General features: G+C 68.3%; 15 protein-coding genes. 4 read left to right on the top strand and 11 right to left on the bottom strand.

Annotated features, from left to right (window positions below):
- Positions 1–81: 81 nt before the first annotated feature.
- Entirely contained in the window at positions 82–372 is a 291-nt protein-coding gene (locus IPK85_10790) for an antibiotic biosynthesis monooxygenase (GenBank protein MBK8247870.1), read from the top strand.
- On the opposite strand, the gene IPK85_10785 is transcribed toward IPK85_10790, so the two are convergent.
- Both IPK85_10785 and IPK85_10780 read right to left on the bottom strand, forming a co-directional pair.
- A complete protein-coding gene (locus IPK85_10785) occupies positions 369–1,811 on the bottom strand; it encodes a pyridoxal-dependent decarboxylase (protein ID MBK8247869.1) in 1,443 nt (480 codons plus the stop codon). The two genes, IPK85_10790 and IPK85_10785, sit on opposite strands and share 4 nt — an antisense overlap.
- Positions 1,801–2,388 (bottom strand): 2'-5' RNA ligase family protein, encoded by a 588-nt coding sequence (locus IPK85_10780; GenBank protein ID MBK8247868.1) that lies wholly within the window; start codon positions 2,386–2,388, stop codon positions 1,801–1,803. Before IPK85_10780 ends, IPK85_10785 begins: the two co-directional genes overlap by 11 nt.
- 83 nt (positions 2,389–2,471) lie before the next feature.
- On the opposite strand from IPK85_10780, the gene IPK85_10775 reads away from it, so the two are divergent.
- A complete protein-coding gene (locus IPK85_10775; GenBank protein MBK8247867.1) occupies positions 2,472–2,840 on the top strand; it encodes a helix-turn-helix transcriptional regulator in 369 nt (122 codons plus the stop codon).
- 1 nt (position 2,841) lies between these two features.
- The gene (locus IPK85_10770) at positions 2,842–3,387 is read left to right on the top strand and encodes an SRPBCC domain-containing protein (protein MBK8247866.1); all 546 of its coding nucleotides are present in this window, start codon (positions 2,842–2,844) and stop codon (positions 3,385–3,387) included.
- Here IPK85_10770 and IPK85_10765 read toward each other — a convergent pair.
- Positions 3,362–4,843: an Nramp family divalent metal transporter gene (locus tag IPK85_10765; protein ID MBK8247865.1), complete on the bottom strand. Its 1,482-nt coding sequence runs from the start codon at positions 4,841–4,843 to the stop codon at positions 3,362–3,364. The two genes, IPK85_10770 and IPK85_10765, sit on opposite strands and share 26 nt — an antisense overlap.
- A 180-nt stretch (positions 4,844–5,023) precedes the next feature.
- Between IPK85_10765 and IPK85_10760 the strand changes: the two genes are divergently transcribed.
- Positions 5,024–6,004: a pyridoxal-phosphate dependent enzyme gene (locus IPK85_10760; GenBank protein ID MBK8247864.1), complete on the top strand. Its 981-nt coding sequence runs from the start codon at positions 5,024–5,026 to the stop codon at positions 6,002–6,004.
- A gap of 167 nt (positions 6,005–6,171) precedes the next feature.
- Here IPK85_10760 and IPK85_10755 read toward each other — a convergent pair whose 3' ends face one another.
- The 8 genes from IPK85_10755 to IPK85_10720 are packed head-to-tail and all read right to left on the bottom strand — an operon-like array spanning position 6,172 to position 17,320.
- Positions 6,172–7,866, bottom strand: a complete 1,695-nt coding sequence (locus IPK85_10755) for an amidohydrolase family protein (protein ID MBK8247863.1) — start codon at positions 7,864–7,866, stop codon at positions 6,172–6,174.
- Positions 7,863–9,761 (bottom strand): CocE/NonD family hydrolase, encoded by a 1,899-nt coding sequence (locus IPK85_10750; GenBank protein MBK8247862.1) that lies wholly within the window; start codon positions 9,759–9,761, stop codon positions 7,863–7,865. The genes IPK85_10755 and IPK85_10750 overlap by 4 nt, the downstream gene beginning before the upstream one ends.
- Positions 9,758–11,044, bottom strand: coding sequence for an APC family permease (locus tag IPK85_10745; protein ID MBK8247861.1), 1,287 nt, complete (start codon positions 11,042–11,044; stop codon positions 9,758–9,760). Before IPK85_10745 ends, IPK85_10750 begins: the two co-directional genes overlap by 4 nt.
- Positions 11,041–11,826 (bottom strand): enoyl-CoA hydratase/isomerase family protein, encoded by a 786-nt coding sequence (locus IPK85_10740; protein MBK8247860.1) that lies wholly within the window; start codon positions 11,824–11,826, stop codon positions 11,041–11,043. Before IPK85_10740 ends, IPK85_10745 begins: the two co-directional genes overlap by 4 nt.
- Before the next feature lie 37 nt (positions 11,827–11,863).
- Entirely contained in the window at positions 11,864–13,408 is a 1,545-nt protein-coding gene (locus IPK85_10735) for an AMP-binding protein (protein ID MBK8247859.1), read from the bottom strand.
- Between the two features lie 8 nt (positions 13,409–13,416).
- On the bottom strand, positions 13,417–14,823 hold the full coding sequence (locus IPK85_10730) for an amidohydrolase family protein (GenBank protein MBK8247858.1): 1,407 nt from the start codon (positions 14,821–14,823) through the stop codon (positions 13,417–13,419).
- Positions 14,824–14,882: 59 nt separating this feature from the next.
- Positions 14,883–15,596 (bottom strand): GntR family transcriptional regulator, encoded by a 714-nt coding sequence (locus IPK85_10725; GenBank protein MBK8247857.1) that lies wholly within the window; start codon positions 15,594–15,596, stop codon positions 14,883–14,885.
- Positions 15,593–17,320 carry a D-aminoacylase gene (locus IPK85_10720; GenBank protein MBK8247856.1) on the bottom strand — a complete coding sequence of 576 codons (1,728 nt, stop codon included), beginning with the start codon at positions 17,318–17,320 and terminating at the stop codon, positions 15,593–15,595. The genes IPK85_10725 and IPK85_10720 overlap by 4 nt, the downstream gene beginning before the upstream one ends.
- Positions 17,321–17,327: the final 7 nt, after the last annotated feature.

Here is a 17,327-nt window from a genome sequence, read left to right as displayed (position 1 = left end):
GCAATCGCACCCGAGGCAAGACCCCTTGGCGCAAAGGTGCGTGACCGCCATCCTTCTCCCACCCCTGACCCAGGATCGGGCATGTTCGGCCTCATCGGCTCCTTCAAGGCGGTCCCCGGCAAGCGCCGCGAATTGGCGGATATTCTCATCTCCGGCGTGGGGGGAATGCCGGGATGCCGCTCCTATATCGTGGCCGAAGACCCCCGAGAGGACGACACGCTCTGGATTACCGAGGTATGGGATTCCCAGGCCTCACACCGAGCCTCGCTGCAACTCCCCGAGGTCCGAGCTGCCATCAGCAAGGGCAAGCCGCTGATCCACGCCTTTGGTGAACACCGCGAAACGCGCGTCGTGGGCGGGCACGGGCTCTAGTCACCCACCGCGGACGCGACCTGGTCCAGTCCGGCGACAAGCCGACCAAGGTGTTCGCTGGTGGTGCGCGGGTTCTGGATCGTGACACGGAGGACGGTGCGCCCGCCCAGCACGGTGGAGGTGATCCACCCCTCCCCGGACGTGTTGTAGCGCTCCCGCGTGAGCGTATTGATGCGATCAAGCTCGGCGTCGTCCTTCGTCGCATCCCCGGTCCACCGGAAACACAGGATGTTCCCCTGTGGCTCGTGCAGCGGTGTGAACGCCGGATGCCGTTGCAACGACCCGTGCAGCTCGGTGGTGAGGTCACAGAGCAGGTCGTACATGCTCGCGAATCCCCGGGTGCCATAACGCTGCCAGGCGACCCACACCTTCAGGACATCCCCGCGCCGCGAACACTGAAACGAGCGTGGGCCGATGTTCCAGTTGATCGCATCCGCCTGGAAGAGGTACGGCGCCCGCTGCGCAAATGCCGCGTCCAGCCAGCGTTCGTTCCGCACGAGCACGGCGCCGGCCGAGATCGGGAGGAGCATCATCTTGTGCGGATCCCACGCGACCGAGTGCGCGCGCGCGATGCCGCGCAGGAGGTGCCGATGCCGTTCTGACAACAACGCCGATGCGCCGTGCGCGCCATCGACATGCAGCCACGCGCCGTGTGGCTCGCAGGCATCGGCCACGGCGTCGATGTCATCGAAGGTCCCGGTCGCCGTCTGGCCCGCGGTCGCCACGACGGCCATGACGCGGCGTCCCGCCAACTGGCACTGCGCAAGAATCCCGGCCAGTGCACTCGCCGACATCGCGTAGCCGTCACTTGGCACCGTGATGACCTGCCGCACGCCAAGCCCCAGTTGGCCGGCGGTGCGCGAGACGGCGTAGTGCGTGTGCTCCCCGCAGACGATCACTGGCGGGTTCGCCCCGACCCCTTCGACCCAGGCATTCGGCATGAGGTGGGCGCGGGCGGCCAGCATCGCCGTGAACGAGGCTTCTGTCCCGCCGGAGGTAAAGGTGCCGCCAGCGCCGGCTCCCCAGCCGATGGCGTCGTTCATCCAGCGGACCACCCGACGCTCCACATGCGAGAGCGTCGGCGACATCTCGTTGACCGCCTGCGAGTTGTTCAGGCTCGCCGCGATCGCGTCGACCCAGGCGCCTAACGGGAGTGGCGCCGAGACCTGGTGCCCCAGGTACATCGGGTGGGAGAGACGGTTGGCGTCCGCCAGGATATCGCGGCGGACGCGCGCGAGGACCTCGTCCAGCGGATGCCCCTCGGTGGGGGCCGGCTCGTCGAACCGTTCGCGGATCTCCGCAGGTGCCAACGGCGTCGACACCGGGCCATCGCCGCGGCCCGCGCGTTCGAGGAAGTCGACGGCGAGGTCCACGACGCGGTGCGCCACCTCGCGTGAGGCATCGTGCGCGTAGGCCGCGCGGATTGCGTCAGGAGTCACGGCCGGTCAACGGAAGTTCAAGCAGCGTGCGCGGCGGCAAGGGCTCGTTGGTGAGCGAACAGCGCAGGTGGCCGATGACGAGCGGCTCCTCCAGGCGCAGACCGAGCAGCTCGCGCTCGACGTCACGGGTGAGCGTGCGGTAAAAGCTCAGTGTGACATGCGGAGTGAAGGCATGGCGTGCCTGACTGCTGCGCAGTCCGCAGGTGGCGAGGCGGTCGTGCAGGACCCGGAGCGGCCCATGGGGGCGCAGCGGGAGCACGACGATCTCGGTCTGCGGAAAGCGATGCGGATGGTCGAAGGGCAGGACGAGTGGCGGCGTCGATGCGCAGATGGGCGTCAGGTGCGCGCGCAGCTCCGCCGGCGAGTACTCTGCCGAATACGGGCCGATACCGGACGAGCCGACGAGGGTGATGTGTGGCGGGAGGCTCCGCGCGAGCTTGGGGTCAACGCGCGACTGGATCTCGTGGATCCGGGCCCCGAGGGCGCCCTCGACCTCGGCGATCACAAAGACCCCCGGTGGGCGTCGCCAGGATTCATCGTCGTCGGCGTCGATTTCGTCGCGGTCGTGGTCGCTCATGCTGGCCGCAAGGAAGGGGGAGCGACCCATCGCCGGCAAGGGGGCGCCTTGACAGTATGGTCCGGAAAACGGATATATAAGCCATGACTTATGTATTAGCCCTGCAGGCCATCGGCGACGGCACCCGGCGGGAGTTGCTGGATCTCCTGCGGCGAGAGCCGCATGCAGTCGGCGAGCTGGCGAAGGCGCTCCGGGTGAGCCAGCCCGCCGTCTCCCAGCACCTCAGGGTGCTCGAGCACGCGCGCCTCGTTGCGGTGAGGCGCGAGGGCCGGCGCCGCATCTACAGTGTGGCGCCGAGCGGGCTGGATGAACTGCGGTCCTACCTCGAGTCATTCTGGAGCGGGGTCCTCACGGCCTTTGCGGCCGACGACCCGAACCCTCCCACCCCCACTCCTCACCCTCAACCCGGCCGTCGCGCGCCGCGACGTCGCCGAAGATCCCGAGGTGCCTGACATGTTGCCCCCAGTTCGGTCAGAGATCCGAGTCTCGTGGTCACCCGCCGAGAGCTTCCAGCGCTTCACGTCGGACATCGGTCGATGGTGGCCGACGGCCTCGCATTCCGTGGGGGGAAAGGCATCGACTGGCGTCACCCTGCAGCCCAGGATCGGCGGCGAGATCGTCGAGTCGATCCGTGGTGGGCACGAGGCTCACTGGGGCACGATCACTGACTGGGATCCGCCGGCGCGCCTGGCGTTCACCTGGCACCCGGGACGCGCTGCCTCCACCGGCACCCGCGTCGAGGTGCGCTTTGTCCCCGACGGCACGGGGACGCGCGTGCAACTCACCCACTCGGGGTGGGAGGCGTTAGGCGCCCTGGCCACCACGGCGCGTCGCGGATACCCGATCGGATGGGCCTACATCCTCCGCCTCTATGCCGGCCGATCGCGCAGCCCGCTGGTCGTGCTCGTCGCGGCGCTCCAATGGCTCACGCAGCCCCTGGCCGCGCGCATGGCGGCGAAGGCGGGACCGATGGTCACGCGCCCGTCATCAACCCCCTGAGCCAGAGCGCGACGAAGGAGCCGTAGAAGAGGGCGAACACCACGAGGGCGATCCGTCGCCACAACGGCGGCCGGCAGTGCACCGGCAGCAGGTGGGTATTGAGGTACAGGAGGTGCAGGGACGAGATCACGAACACGACCCCGGCGATGTTCGCCCCCAGCTGCAAGAGGAAGACCGGCTGGGCGAGGCGAAGGGCCACGATTCCCCACACCACCAGCGACACCAGCACCGAGTAGTAGACCACGCGGACGTCACCCCCGCGCCACGCACGAATCCGACGACTCCCGGTCCACAGGATGTCCGTGATCGATCGCGCGATCCCCTCGAGGATGTCTAGCTGCGTCTTGAACAGGATCCACGCGCCGATCAGGGCGACCGCTCCACCCAACCACGGTGTGCCGGCATCCGACATCGCTTGCGCCAGGGCGGCCGCGATCCCATACCCGCGGATGTCCGTCCCCGGGGCGAGATACGTGACATACAGGAGAGCGGGCAGGATCATGCCGAGGATCGCCCCGGCAAAAAACACTCCCCATTGATCCGCGTGCACCACGCGCCACCACCCCCGCCAGCGCTGCATCTGCTCGGGCGTGTCCTCAAAGCGAAAGCCGGTGTGCGCCAGCTCCGACTTCTCGCCGCCAACGGCCGACGGGATGAACCCCGTGTTGCCCCCCATCCCGTAGCCACGATCTCGCGCCCAGTTGGTGAGCGTCAGGTTGATGACCCCACCCGCGCCGCTGTACCCGGCAAAGGCCCCAATCAGGAAGAAGTCCGCGCCATCGGGGATGAAGGCGAAGCTCCCCTTCGACGGGGAGTAACCGACGAATCCTGCCAGCGCCGCCTGCACCGTCGAGCCATCCACCAGAGTGAGGGCCAACACCAGGAACCCACCGAGGATGCAGGCGACCAGGATCCAGTTGAGCATCTCCAGCGTGCGCTCGATCCGTCGCCCCACCAGCAGGATCAGCACACACAGGAGGAAGAGCCCCACCCCGATGAAGTAAACGGTCGAGGCATCAGCCGCGACGGACAAGCGCTTCGTGAACAGGAAGAAGAACGCGCCGGCGGCCGTTCCCGCCCAGGCTGGCCACCCTACCTGCAGGAAGTAGAGCCCGGCGTAGATCCATGCCCAGAAGGTGGGATGCGGCTTTGTCCGCATGAACCCGGTCACGACCGGCTCCCCCGTGGCCAGGGTGTACCGCATCAGTTCCTCGTTGAAGAGCGTCTGCAGCACCATCGCGCACCCCGAGACCCACAACATCGTGAGGCCATACTTCACGAAAGCCGCGGGCCCCAGCAGAAACTCGCCACTCCCGATCGACGCGCCGAGCACGATCACCCCGGGCCCTACCACGCCTAACCACTGGAGACCGCGCGGCATCGGCGGCGCCGGCAGCGAGGCAGGTTTCCATGGATCAAGGCCGGAGCGCGACTCGGCGGGGCGAGGATCGGTCACGTGGATTCGGTGAGGGGCAGACGGCAGACGGCAGACGGCAGACGGCAGACGGCAGACGGCAGACGGCAGACGGCAGACGGCAGACGGCAGACGGCAGACGGCAGACGGATGTGCGAACCTGCCTGCGAGACCGAAGTACGCAAGGGTAGCTTTCCCGCTTCTTCCTCGACTTGTACGCCGATGTCACTCGCCGCCGCCCGTGAACGCCTCCTCGCCATGCCCACCGTCCGGCTCGGGGAACTCCCGACCTCGATCGACACGGCCTGGCGACTCCGCGACGCCATCGGCATGGGCGGCAAGCTCGTCGTCAAGCGAGACGATGCCCTTCCCTTCGGCTTTGGCGGGAACAAGGTCCGCAAGCTCACCCTCGTCGCAGCCGCCGCGCGCGCCGAAGGGTGCGACACCTTGGTCACCTGCGGGGGCGTCCAGTCCAACCACTGCCGGGCCACGGCCGCAGCCGCTGCCGCACTCGGCATGCACTGCCACATCGTCGCCAACGGGGAGCGCCCCGCGCACCCAACCGGCAATGCCCGCCTCGTCCAGCTCCTTGGCGCGGAGATCACCTACGTCGCGGACCGCACCGACCGCAACCCGACCATGGCCCGCGTGGCCGCTGCGCTCCAGGCCGCCGGACGCCGGCCCCACGTGATCCCCCTCGGCGCCTCGACCCCGCTCGGCGCGCTCGGGCTCGCGTTAGGCATCGGCGAGCTCGTCTATCAGGGAATCGTTCCCGACACGATCGTGCATGCCACGTCCTCAGGCGGCACGCAGGCGGGGCTGATCGCCGGATGCGCGCTGTTCGAGGTGCCCACCCGCATCGTGGGGATCAGTGCCGACGACCCGGTCGCCGAGATTCGTCGTGTCGTCCTGGAGATCTGCGCGGGCATCGAGGCCCTGTTGGGCCTGCCGACCGGCGCGTTAGGCGCGGCCGAGCGTTTCGAGGCCGACGCCGGCTTCTTCGGGGACGGCTATGGCATCCCCACCGGGGCCTCTCACGAAGCGCAGGCGCTCGCCGCGCGCACAGAGGCGCTCTTCACCGACCACTGGTATACGGCGAAGGCGCTCTCCGGGCTCATCGCGTACGGCCGCGCCGGGCGTTTTCGCGACGGCCAGACGACGATGTTCTGGCACACGGGCGGGCAGGTGGGGCTGCTGGCGTGAGGGAATCGTAGCGGGCGAGCCCCAGATAAGGGCCAGGGCGCGGCACGGGCAGCACGAGAGTTGAGCAGCACGCGTGCTGCTCGTGCCGCCCCTCCCTCCCGTGCTTCGCCGTGCGCGCTTCGCCTGTATTGACGCCCCGAGGCAATGCCCGCCCTCGGGTCCGGCCCCTACTGCTTCCCCGGCCCGTACAGCACGCGTCCCGCACGAACGCCGGTGTGCTGCCCGCGTTCAATCGTGACCGCCCCGTTCACCAGCACGTACTCAATCCCCTGGGGGAACATGAGCGGCTTCTCGTAGGTGGCTGCGTCGTCGAGCGTCTCGAGGTTGAAGATCGTGACGTCGGCCCAGTTCCCTTCCTTGATGGAGCCGCGCCCGGCGAGCTTCATGCGCGCGGCCGGCCATGACGTCTGCTTGCGGATCCCCTCCTCGAGGGTGATGGCCTTGCGGTCCCGCACATAACGAGAAATCACGCGCGTGGCGTTCCCGTACGCGCGCGGGTGCAGCAGGACCCCATCGTCCTTGCCAGGCTCGGCGGCCGCGCCTGCATCGCTCCCGATCGACGTCCAGGGAAAGCGCAGGGCCTTCTCGATGTCGGGTTCGCTCATCATGTGGTAGATCGCCGTCACGCGCGATGTCCCATCGAGCACCAGGTCCCACGCAGCGTCCGCCGGGTCCTTCCCCATCTCCTTCGCAATCTGCGTCATCGTCTTCCCCACATACTTCATGTTGTTGGGGTTGGCGGGATTGGCCAGCACCACGCCGTCCCACCCACCCGCGGCCTCGACGATGTTCCACCACCCGGGTGACCCGGTCTGCAGTTCCCGCTTGAGACGAGCCCGGATCGCGGGGTCACGCAGGCGCTTCTTGAGCGAGTCCGTTCCTCCTTCCTGCGCCCAGCTCGGGATCGTCGCTTCAACGCCGGTTCCACCAGCGGTGTAGACATACATGTCGGCGGCCACGTCCACGTTCCGCGCGCGCGCCGCCTCCACGACCTGGCGCACGCTGTCCATCAGGATCCCCCAGGACGGCTGGTGCGCCACTTTCAGGTGGAAGATCTCGCCCTGCAACCCGGCGCGCTCCGAGATCTCGATCAGCTCACGCACGGACTGCACCACCTCGGCGCCCTCGCCCCGGATGTGGCTGGCGTAGGTGCCACCGTACTGCGCCGCGACCTTCGCGACCTCGACCAGCTCATCGGTCGTTGTGTAGGAGCTGGGCGGGTAGATGAGCGCGGTCGTCATCCCCATCGCCCCAGCGCGCATGGCCGTGTCCATCGACGCCTTCATCTTCGCCATCTCCTCGGGCGTCGGCTTGCGCGCGACATACCCCATCGCGCCCACCCGGGCCTGCGTCTGCGAGTAGTAGTTCCCGAAGTTGATCGAGATCCCCTGCCGCTCGAGCGTGGCCCAGTACTCGCTGATGCGGCTCGCCGGGACGGGAAAGCCCCCTTCGCCGCCGATGGCCGTCGTCACCCCCATGCGCAGCTTGTTGTCCGCGTTGCCGTTGCGGAGCAACACACTCCCCGACTGGTCCATCATGTCGATCCACCCGGGCGAGACGTACAGCCCGCGCGCGTCGATCTCCCGCGTGCCCCGCTCCGGGACCCGGCCGATCTTCACGAACCGGCCATCGCGAATCGCGACGTCCGCGAGGATCCAGGGATTCCCCATCCCATCGAGCACGCGGCCGTTGCGGATCACCACGTCGTAGTCGACCGCACGGGCGCCCGGCACGGCATCGTTGGGCCGCGTGGGCACCTGGGCGATCGCGGCGGGAGTCACCCCCGTGGTGGCGCGGGAACAGGCGACGGCGCCCGCGAGGATGGCCAGGGTGCGGCGAAGCCGCGGCGGGATCAGGGTCATGGGCGACTCTCCATCATCGGGACTTCCACAAAGGAGGCATGCGTCGCCGACCGGTGAACCGTCCATGTCGGCGCCGCATTGGGGGGATACAAACCAAGGAGTGGGCGATCGGCCCCGGCGAGGGCGAGGCGCAGGCGGTGGCCCGCCTTGAGACGCACCGAGGTCGTGAACAACTCGAATCGCAGGGTCGCGACCTCGCCCGGCACCAGCGGCATGGTGTCACGCGACGTGTAGGTGTGATACGGTCCGAAGTGGCGATACGGCGGTGCCTCGCTCGACTCGCGGCGGTGGAGGGCGCGCAACATCCCCTCGGTGATGTAGGTGACCCTCCCGTCGGGCGCGACATCCTCGAGGTAGCCGAAGAATCCGCCGTCCGTGTGGGTCGACGCCACGTGCAGGGTGACCACCGGCACGCCGGTAATCTCGATGTCGGTGGCCAGCGGCGCACTCGTGTAGGTCAGCAGCTTACGGTCGGCGTCCCGACGATCCGGGTACACCACGTCACCACCCCCCAACTGCGTGTCCCAGCGCGTCGTGCCAGCGCCGGTCGAGGCCGTGGTGTCGACCTGGTAGCTGTCCGTACCGCTCGCCCCCACCGGGGCCACCGTGCCTAACGACGATGCCGTATCGAGGTACCAGCGGACGGCGCGCATCCCGTCCGGCGGCCATTGGCTGGTCGTGCGCCACCGCCCGTCGTTCATCGTGTAGTAACGGATCTGGTGGACCGGTGTCGCCGCCTCACCACCCACCTTCAGGTAGCGATCGAAGAAGGCAATCATCTGGCGGAACTGCTCGTCCCGCGGCGGGTCGGTGGGGGTGCTGTCCGGCAGGAAGGGGTCGACGTGATGCCCACCGCCATGACTCCATGGACCCAGCTCCAGCTGCTGCGGATTCCGGAGGGTGAAGAACCGGCCCAGCGCGACGTTCATCGTCCCGCCGTCCTCCCAGCCGATGCGCACCAGCATCGGCGTGTTGAACCGCTCGATCCGCTCCTTCATCCCGTAGGGGCTGACGTCGCGAAAGGTCAGCGTCGTACCAGGGAAGGTGTCGCGCGGGCTGGGGATCCGCTGCAAGGCATCGAGCACGTCGTAGTTCTGTCGTGCGGCCAGGATCGCCTTGAGCTCCCGGCCACCACGGTCGTCATCGACCGGCTTGGTCCCGCCATACACCAGGGGCAACATCCGACAGGCGAAGCCGGTCATTCCCGCCAGGCCGCAACTGTCGCTGCGGTCGAGCATCGCATTCAGCTTGCCCCACTGTGAGATGAAGTACTCATTGAGGACTCCGCCCATGTAGGCGATGTTCACCGCCGGGTCAAAGTCGTCGTACAGTGGGGCGACTGCCTTCACCGCCTCGCGCCCGGTCGCGGCCAGCACCTCGGCTGTGTTCCCCTCATAGGACACGCCATACCCGCCCACGCGTCCATTGGACCACGCTTGGGCCACGATCCAGTCGACGACCTCACCGTAGTCCTCGACCTCATCGGGCGACCACTCGATCTGCCGCGATCCCGTGGACGCTCCGCTGCCTCGCGCATCCACCTTCACCACCGCGTAGCCGGCGCTGTTGAACGCCGCAACGTCCGGCTCCTCGTCGCTCCCGCGCGTGAAACGCAACGCCCACCGCGCGAGGGGCCCAAGCGCCGAGGCGCGCACATATCGCGTGCTGTTCACCACCGTCGGGACGCGGGCCCCCGACTGCAGCTCGGCCGGCAGCCATAGGTCGATGGCGATCTTCACCGAGTCGCGCATCACGAGATACCGAGCCGTGTTTCGCACGTGGCCGGCGGGCACGGTGCGTTGCCCCGCCGTACGCCCCGTCGCCACACCGATCACCACCACCGCCACCAGGGCGAGCACAACGACACCCACACCTTTCAGCACACGACGGATCATCCTTCGCGACCTCCATTGGGGGTTCGACCGGCGGCGACGACACCGGCCACGAGCAACACGAGAAACCAAGTGAGGTTGGCCCGACTCTGCATGGCACCAACGACAAAAAACAGCCCGGACACCACCACTAGGCCCAAGCCCGTGGTCGCCATCGCGCGACTGGACGGACGAAAGGCGGATCGCGCCCACGCCGCCGGAGCGCGCGTCGGGATCCGCAGGACCACCATACCCAGTGCCCCCTGGATCACCATAAGGCACAAGGCGGTCAGGATGGCGTAGTCGCGGACACTGGCACCGAACGCCGTCGCCACCAGGGACACACCACCCAGCGTGAGCACGGCGAGGCGCGGGACACCCGCCTGGCTCACCGCGAGGGCGCGCGGGAACCGACCATCCACCGCCAACGCCTGCACGTCGCGAGCTTGCGTGAACAAGATCCCGTTGATCGACGTCGCCGCCGCGAGCAGGGCGCTCCACACGATCGCTTGTCCGGCCCAGCGCCCGAAGTGCTGCTCGGCGATCCGACCAATCAGCGCCGGCGCCTCCACGTCCGTGCCGGGCGCGCCACTGAGCAGCACGACCGCAAGGATGAACGCGATGTAGAGCACCAGGACCACCCCGAACGCGAGCGCGAGGGCACGTGGAATGGTGCGTCCCGGATCGCGCACCTCACCGCCAATGTCGATCAATACCTGCAACCCGGCATAGCTGAAGTAGGCCGCCACGGCGCCCCCCAGCAGGCCGCCGATCCCGTGCCCACCGAACCCCTGCAGGTGCGACCAATCGCCCGCCGTGAGCCCCCCGACCGCAAAGGTGGCAATGACGACAGCGAAGCCGGCCACCATCACCGCCTGTACCCCGACGGTCACCGACACCGGCGTGAGGTTCACCAGTGTGAACGCCACGACCGCACCCAGCGCGACGACACGCGCGTTGATCCCGGGCCAGAGGAACGCGGCGTAGTCCGCCAGGCCATACGCCACCAGTGCCGTCCCGATCGCCGCCGCCCACAGCAGCAACCAGGCCACCACAAAGGCGGCGCGCCCACCCAGTGTATCGCGTACCGCCACGTAGGTCGCCCCCGAGACCGGAAAGACATTCCCGATCACCGCACCGGCCATGCAGGTGAACACCGCCGGCAGCGCAGCGAGCACGTAGGCGACCACGACGCCGGGACCAAGCGCCGGCAACAGCTGCGCCGGCAGGACGAAGATCGACGCGCCAATCACGTATCCCACCAGGGTGGCCACCGCCCCCCAGGTGCCGATCCGGCGCTCGCTCATGCGGGCCAGCGCGGCGGCCGCTTCTCGACGAACGCACGCGCACCCTCCACATGTTCGCCGGCGGCGAGGCACCGCATGATGGTCGCGACCTCGTCATGCAGGTGACGCTCGAGCAGCTCCCGATCGCTGGACCGCAGGATGCGCTTGGTTTCCCGCATGGCCGTGGGGGCGTTCGCCGCCAACGCCGCGGCGAGCTCTGACGCGCGCCCTCGCAGCCCGTCGGCCGATACCACGTCCGTCAGCAGGCCGATCCGAGCCGCCGTCGGTGCATCGATCGGCTGGCCGGACAACAGGAGCTGTGCCGCCCATGTGGCGCCAACGATCCGTGGCAGCAGCAGCGATACCCCATTCGTGATGAACAACCCGCGACGCACCTCGGGAAAGAGGAACCGCGCCTCCGGCCCCCCAACGCGCAGGTCGCAGGCCACGGCCAGCTCGGCACCGAAACCGGCCGCCACCCCATTCACCGCGGCGATGAACACCGCCGGGCTGTCCACGATGCGGCGCGTGATGTCCTGCAACACCTCCACGTTCGCCCGCATCTCCTCCGTGGCCGTCTCCTCCCCGTCATCCAGCTCCTTCAAGTCCTCGCCCGCACAGAACCCGCGCCCGGCGCCCGTCAGGACCACGGCCCGCACGGACCGATCGGTCCCCACTTCGCCCAGCAGGCGGTGCAACTCATGGTACTCGACCCGCCGAAAGGCGTTGAGCCGCTCGGCCCGGTTGAACGTCACCGTGAGCACAGGGCCTGCACGGTCGATGAGGAATGCCGAAGCGGTCACGGGAAGGCGGACAGGTGAGGGGGGCGCGCGGGATGCATCAGGACACCCACGCGTTGAGGGTGGCGTCCCAAGCGCCGCGCCGCGGTTCGTCCCGCACCAGCTGGTGCTTGGCCACGCGTTCGGAGGGCGTTCGTGGGAAGTCGTCGACAAACTCGATAAAACGTGGCACTTTGAAGGCCGCGAGGCGGTCGCGCACAAACGCCACGAGATCGGCGGGGTCGACCGCGGCACCCTCCTGGCGCTGCACAAACGCCTTCACCTCCTCACCACGCAACTCGTCAGGCACCGACATCACCGCCGCCGCGCGTACCGCCGGATGCTCCGCGAGGACGCCCTCGACTTCGGCCGCCGAGATGTTCTCGCCACCCCGACGGATCATGTCCTTGAGGCGCCCGACGAGGTGGTAGTACCCGCGCGCGTCGCGCCAGGCGAGGTCCCCCGTGTGCAGCCATGTGTCGCGGATGCGCTCAGCCGTGGCCTCCGGCTTGTTCCAGTACCCGCGCATCATCCCGCGACCACGCACGCACAGTTCGCCGACCTCGTCGTCGCCTAACGGGTGTCCCTCCGCATCGACGACGCGAGCGTCCTTCCCCTCGACCGGACGCCCCACGGCCCCGGACCCCACGGACGCGACATCGTCGACGGGAACGACGAGGTCCACCCCCGTCTCGGTCATCCCGAAGGCCTCCCGCCACGGGACCCCCCAGCGCTCCTCGAACGCCGCGTGCAACTGTGGCACAATCCCGGAGCACGACACAAACCGCACCCGGTGCCCCCGCTCCACCGCCGGATCAGGCGGCTGCTTCAGCAGGAAGACCGGCATCGTCCCGAGCACGTAGAAGAACGTGGTGCCCGTCGCCTTGACCGAGCGCCAGAAGGTGCTGGCCGAGAAGCGCGGCAGGATCACCAGGGAACAGCCGGCCGCAAGGCACATCCCCACGTTCCATTGCGGGTCCATGTAGTAGAACGGCTGCGCGGTGAGCGCGACATCATCACGAGTCATGCTCGCGAATCGCGCGGCGCGCGCCGAGAGCAGGAGCCAGTACTCATGCGTCAGCATGCACCCCTTCGGGTCGCCCGTGGTGCCCGAGGTGTACTGAATGTTCAGCAGGTCGTCCGGGCCGACCGCGATGTCACCGCCGGTCGGCGCGGCATTGAGGGCCACCCCGATCCCGCCCTGCCCCGGCACGGCGAGCTGGCCCGCTGCCACCTCATACGCCGTGGCCCCGCAGGCCGCCAGCACTGGGACGAAGGTGGGATCCGCGAGCACCAGACGAACGCCGGCATCGCCTAACGTGTAGGCCAGGTCGTGCGCTCGGTATTGCGTGTTCAGCGGCACCAGCACCGCCCCGGCCTTGGCGATCCCAAGCCACGCCAGCGGAAAGTCCAGCCCATTCGGCAGCATTACCCCCACGCGGTCCCCTCGCTGGATCCCCTGCGTCCGCAGCCACACGGCGACCTGGTCCGTACGACGGTCGGCGTCCGCAAACGAGATTGCCTGCTCCCCAAAACGGAGAAACACCCGCGCACCGTCGCTCAACGCCCGCGCGCGCAAGAGGTGGCCGAGGCTGGGGGCGAGCAGTGAGAGCGTCACGGCTTCGGTCGCCAGATCGGCGGTGCGTCCGTGGGCTGGTGCCGTGGCACCACCACGCGGCCTCCCTCCACGACAATCCAGCCATCCCGGATCACGAGGTCCACTTTCGCCAGGTCGTCGAGCGACTCGTCGGGACGCCCGTTGACCACCAGGACGTCCGCCAGTTTCCCCGGCTGCAGGGTGCCGAGTTTGTCCTCCATGTCCAGCAGCTCGGCACTGGTCCGTGTGGCCGCGACCAGCGCCTCGGGAATCGAGTACCCAACCTGCGTGAAGTACTTGAGTTCGTTGATGTAGGGATGCGGGAGGGACCGGAACCAGTCGACGATGAGGTCCGTCCCGACCCCCATCTTGATCCCCGCAGCCTTCATGCGGCGCATGACGTCCACGTTGAGCGAGTCGCCAAAGTGGAACCGCCGCGAGGTGCTTCCGAAGTACCCGCCGCCAAACCGGCCGAAGAAGTAGGTATAGACGTACACGGTGGGGTCCGCCTCGGTCCCCTTCTCGGCCATCAGGCGAATCGTTTCGTCGCTGCGCGGCAGTGGGTGCTCGATCATGTCGACTCCCGCCTCGACCGCCCACTGGATGTAGAAGGTCTCGCAGTCGCAGGTGACCTTGAGCCCGAGGGCGTGCGCTTCGTCTACCGCCGCCTTCACTTCCTCGCGCGAGAAGTGCGATGCGACCTTGATGACGTCGGCGCCACGGGCGAACAGGTCCCGGACGGCCAGGCGCCACTCGTCAGCCCCCGTGCGCTCGATGACGGCGGCATCAAGCTTCAGTTCCCGCCCGTCGGCGCCGTGCCCACCGCGGGCCGTGATGAGCTGGCCGGCAGCAAAGACGCGAGGGCCGGGGATGGCGTTCCGGTCCACCCATCGCTTCACGACAAACGGCACGTTGCCGATGCTGGCGACGTCGCGCACGCTGGTGATCCCACTCTGCACGAAGTACCGCAGCCGTTCGGCGGCCCGCAGGGCGGCGTCCTGGTCAGCGACATCTTCAACCGTCGAGAGCGGCGGCTCGATGTAGCTCAGGTGCGTGTGCAGGTCGATCAGCCCCGGGAGCACCGTCTTGCCAGTCACATCAATTACCCGCGCATCACGCGGCCAGTCCTGGACGGATGGAGCGACGATCCGGGCAATACGGTTGCGTTCCAGGATCACCGTCGCCGCGCGCGCTGGCGACCCGGTGCCATCGAACACCCGCCCGCCCCGAAGCACCGTGACACCCACCGGGCCACGCGGGGTGGCTGGCACGGGGATGCGACGCGGGTCATCGGATGTCGTTTGTCCGGGAGCGATATACCGCCGCCGATCGCGCGCCCGTTCCTGGGACCCCGCCACGGCCGCGAGGCTGCCCACGAGGACGAGGGCCCATGCCGCCGACCGTCGCCATCCATCGCGCCGCATGCTTCCCTCCGGTCCCGTTGGTTGCGCGCCTTCGTCCGGCCGCCCGTTCCAGAGGTCGCCTACCATGCGCCACGCTCGCCGACGGTCTCGATCACGGCACCCAAACGGTCGGCAGCGTTTCGCCAGTTGCGCTGCACCGATGCCTGGGCCGCATCCGCGTCCCCGCTACGAATCGCGCGGGCGATCGCGGCGTGTTCCGTGGCGGACACCGCGAGGTCCGCGTGCAGCAGGCTCACGTACAGTCGTTCATACCGCTCAGCCTGTGGCTTGACCACGTCATGCAAGGCGATGAGACGCGGCCCCGCCGCGGCCTCGACGTAGCGTCGATGGAACAGCTCGTCGAGTTCCCACACCCGGTCGTGGTCATGATCGCGGGGCCGCGACGCCCGACGGAACTCATCGTTGATTCGGGTCAGCTCCTTCGTCAACGCGGTGCGCGCCACAAGAGGCATCGCCGCCGCAAATCGGGCGGCCAGCCCCTCGACTTCCGCGACAATATGGAACAACTCGCGGGCATCCTCGCGCGTCATCGGGGCCACGGTGGGTCGGGACTGCCGCAGGCGGGGTGACTCGACGATGTATCCCTCCTGACCGAGGCGCTGCAACGCCCCACGCACAGGCGTCCGGCTCACCCCCAACCGCGCCGCCACGTCGGTTTCGACGATGCGCTGGCCCGGGGCCAGCTGCCCGCGCACGATCAAGGAGCGGAGCTTCTGGTAGACCTGTTCCGGACGCGCGTTGCGCCGCGCCTTGAGCCGCGCGGTGTGCGTCACTTGGCCCACCCCGTCCAGCCCGGGCCACGCACGATGCGCCCGGGTTTCGCGCCGGTGTGCTTGCCGGCATCCCAGACCAGGACGCCATTCACATACACCTTCTGCACTCCCTCCGACAGTTGGTGCGGCTGCGTGAATGTGGCCCGATCGATGATGGTCGCCGGATCGAACACGACCACATCCGCCATCATCCCCTCGCGCAGGACCCCGCGGTCCCGGATCGACAGGCGAGTGGCGACCGCGCTCGACATCTTTCGCACCGCCTCCTCGAGCCCCATGACCCCCCGCTCGCGCACGTAGTAACCGAGGATGCGCGGGTAGGTCCCATAGGTGCGCGGATGGGTCATGGACTTCACAGAGTCGGGATCCACGCCATCGGCGTCGGTCCCGATCTTCATCCAGGGTTGGCGTAGCTGCATTTCGACGTTGGGTTCGCTCATCATGAACACCAGCATACCGACCGCACCGTCTGTCGCCAGGACCAGGTCGACCACCGCATCGGCCCAGTCCTTCTTCATTGCGGCGGCGACTTCGCCGATCCGCTTGCCTTCGTACCCCTTGAGTTCGTCCTTGGCGAAGCCGACCACCATCACCCCCGACGGCGTCGCCAGCTGGCAGAGGTTCTCCCACGAGGTCTTGGTCTGGCGCATCTCGGCGACGATCCTTGCGCGGGTCGCCGGGTCCTTCAGGTTCGCGAGGAGCTTGTCGTCTGCCGACGCCCAGGGCGGCGTGCACGCCGCGAGACCGGTCCCGCCGGCGACGTACGGATACATGTTCGCCTGCACGTCCTGACCGGCGGCACGCGCCGAGTCAATCTTGGCCACCGCGAGCTGGGCCTTGGGCCAGTTGCGAATGCCGCCGGCCTTGAGATGGTAGATCTCGGTCGCCACGCCGCCCTCGCGGCCGATCCGCAGCAGCTCATCGATCGCCTCGAGGTACTCGTCGGCCTCGGAGCGCATGTGGGAGATGTACACACCACCATACGGGGCCATCGCCTTCGCGATCTCCACCAACTCCTCCGTCCCGGCAAACCGACCGGGCGGATAGATCAACGCACTGGCCACGCCAAACGCCCCATCTTCCATGGCGCGCCGCGTTGCCGCGCGCATCGAGTCCAGCTCGGCAGGGCTCGGGGCCCCCTCGGCCGAGCCTTTCGCGAAGCCGCGCAGCGTCGTGGCGCCGATGAAGGAACCGATGTTCGGCGACACCCCATGGGAGTGCATCGCGGTCAGCCAGGCATCGAATCCCCGTGCACCCGTGAATCGGCGCGCGATCGAATCCGGCGCGTTGGCGGGATCGACCCCGGACAGCATCGCGATGGTCTGGTCGTTGGCTGGAGCATTTGTCCAGCCCTCCCCCATGATCTCCGTCGTGATTCCCTGGCTGATCTTGGAGACCACCCGGCCATCCCCGAGGAGGAACTGGTCGCGCGAATGGCTCTGGATGTCGATGAACCCCGGGGCGATCACCTGCCCGGTGGCGTCGACCCTGGTGGCAGCCGGGGCATCCTTCAGCATGCCGGCGGGTGTGATGCGCGCGATGCGGTCGCCCGCAATCGCCACGTCACCCAGAAACCACCCGGCGCCAGTCCCGTCGACCACGCGCCCGCCGAGCAGCACGACATCGTAGGGGCGCGCTGCCCCCGGTGCCGGCTCACGGCCGGTGCAGGAGGCAAGCAGACCGACCCCTCCGAGGAGCCCTCCCACAAGTACGACCTTGCGCATGTCCCTT

Source organism: Gemmatimonadota bacterium (assembly GCA_016712265.1).
GTDB lineage: Bacteria > Gemmatimonadota > Gemmatimonadetes > Gemmatimonadales > Gemmatimonadaceae > RBC101.
Note: the sequence above shows the minus strand (reverse complement) of the source record. Positions and strands in the feature narration are given on the sequence as shown.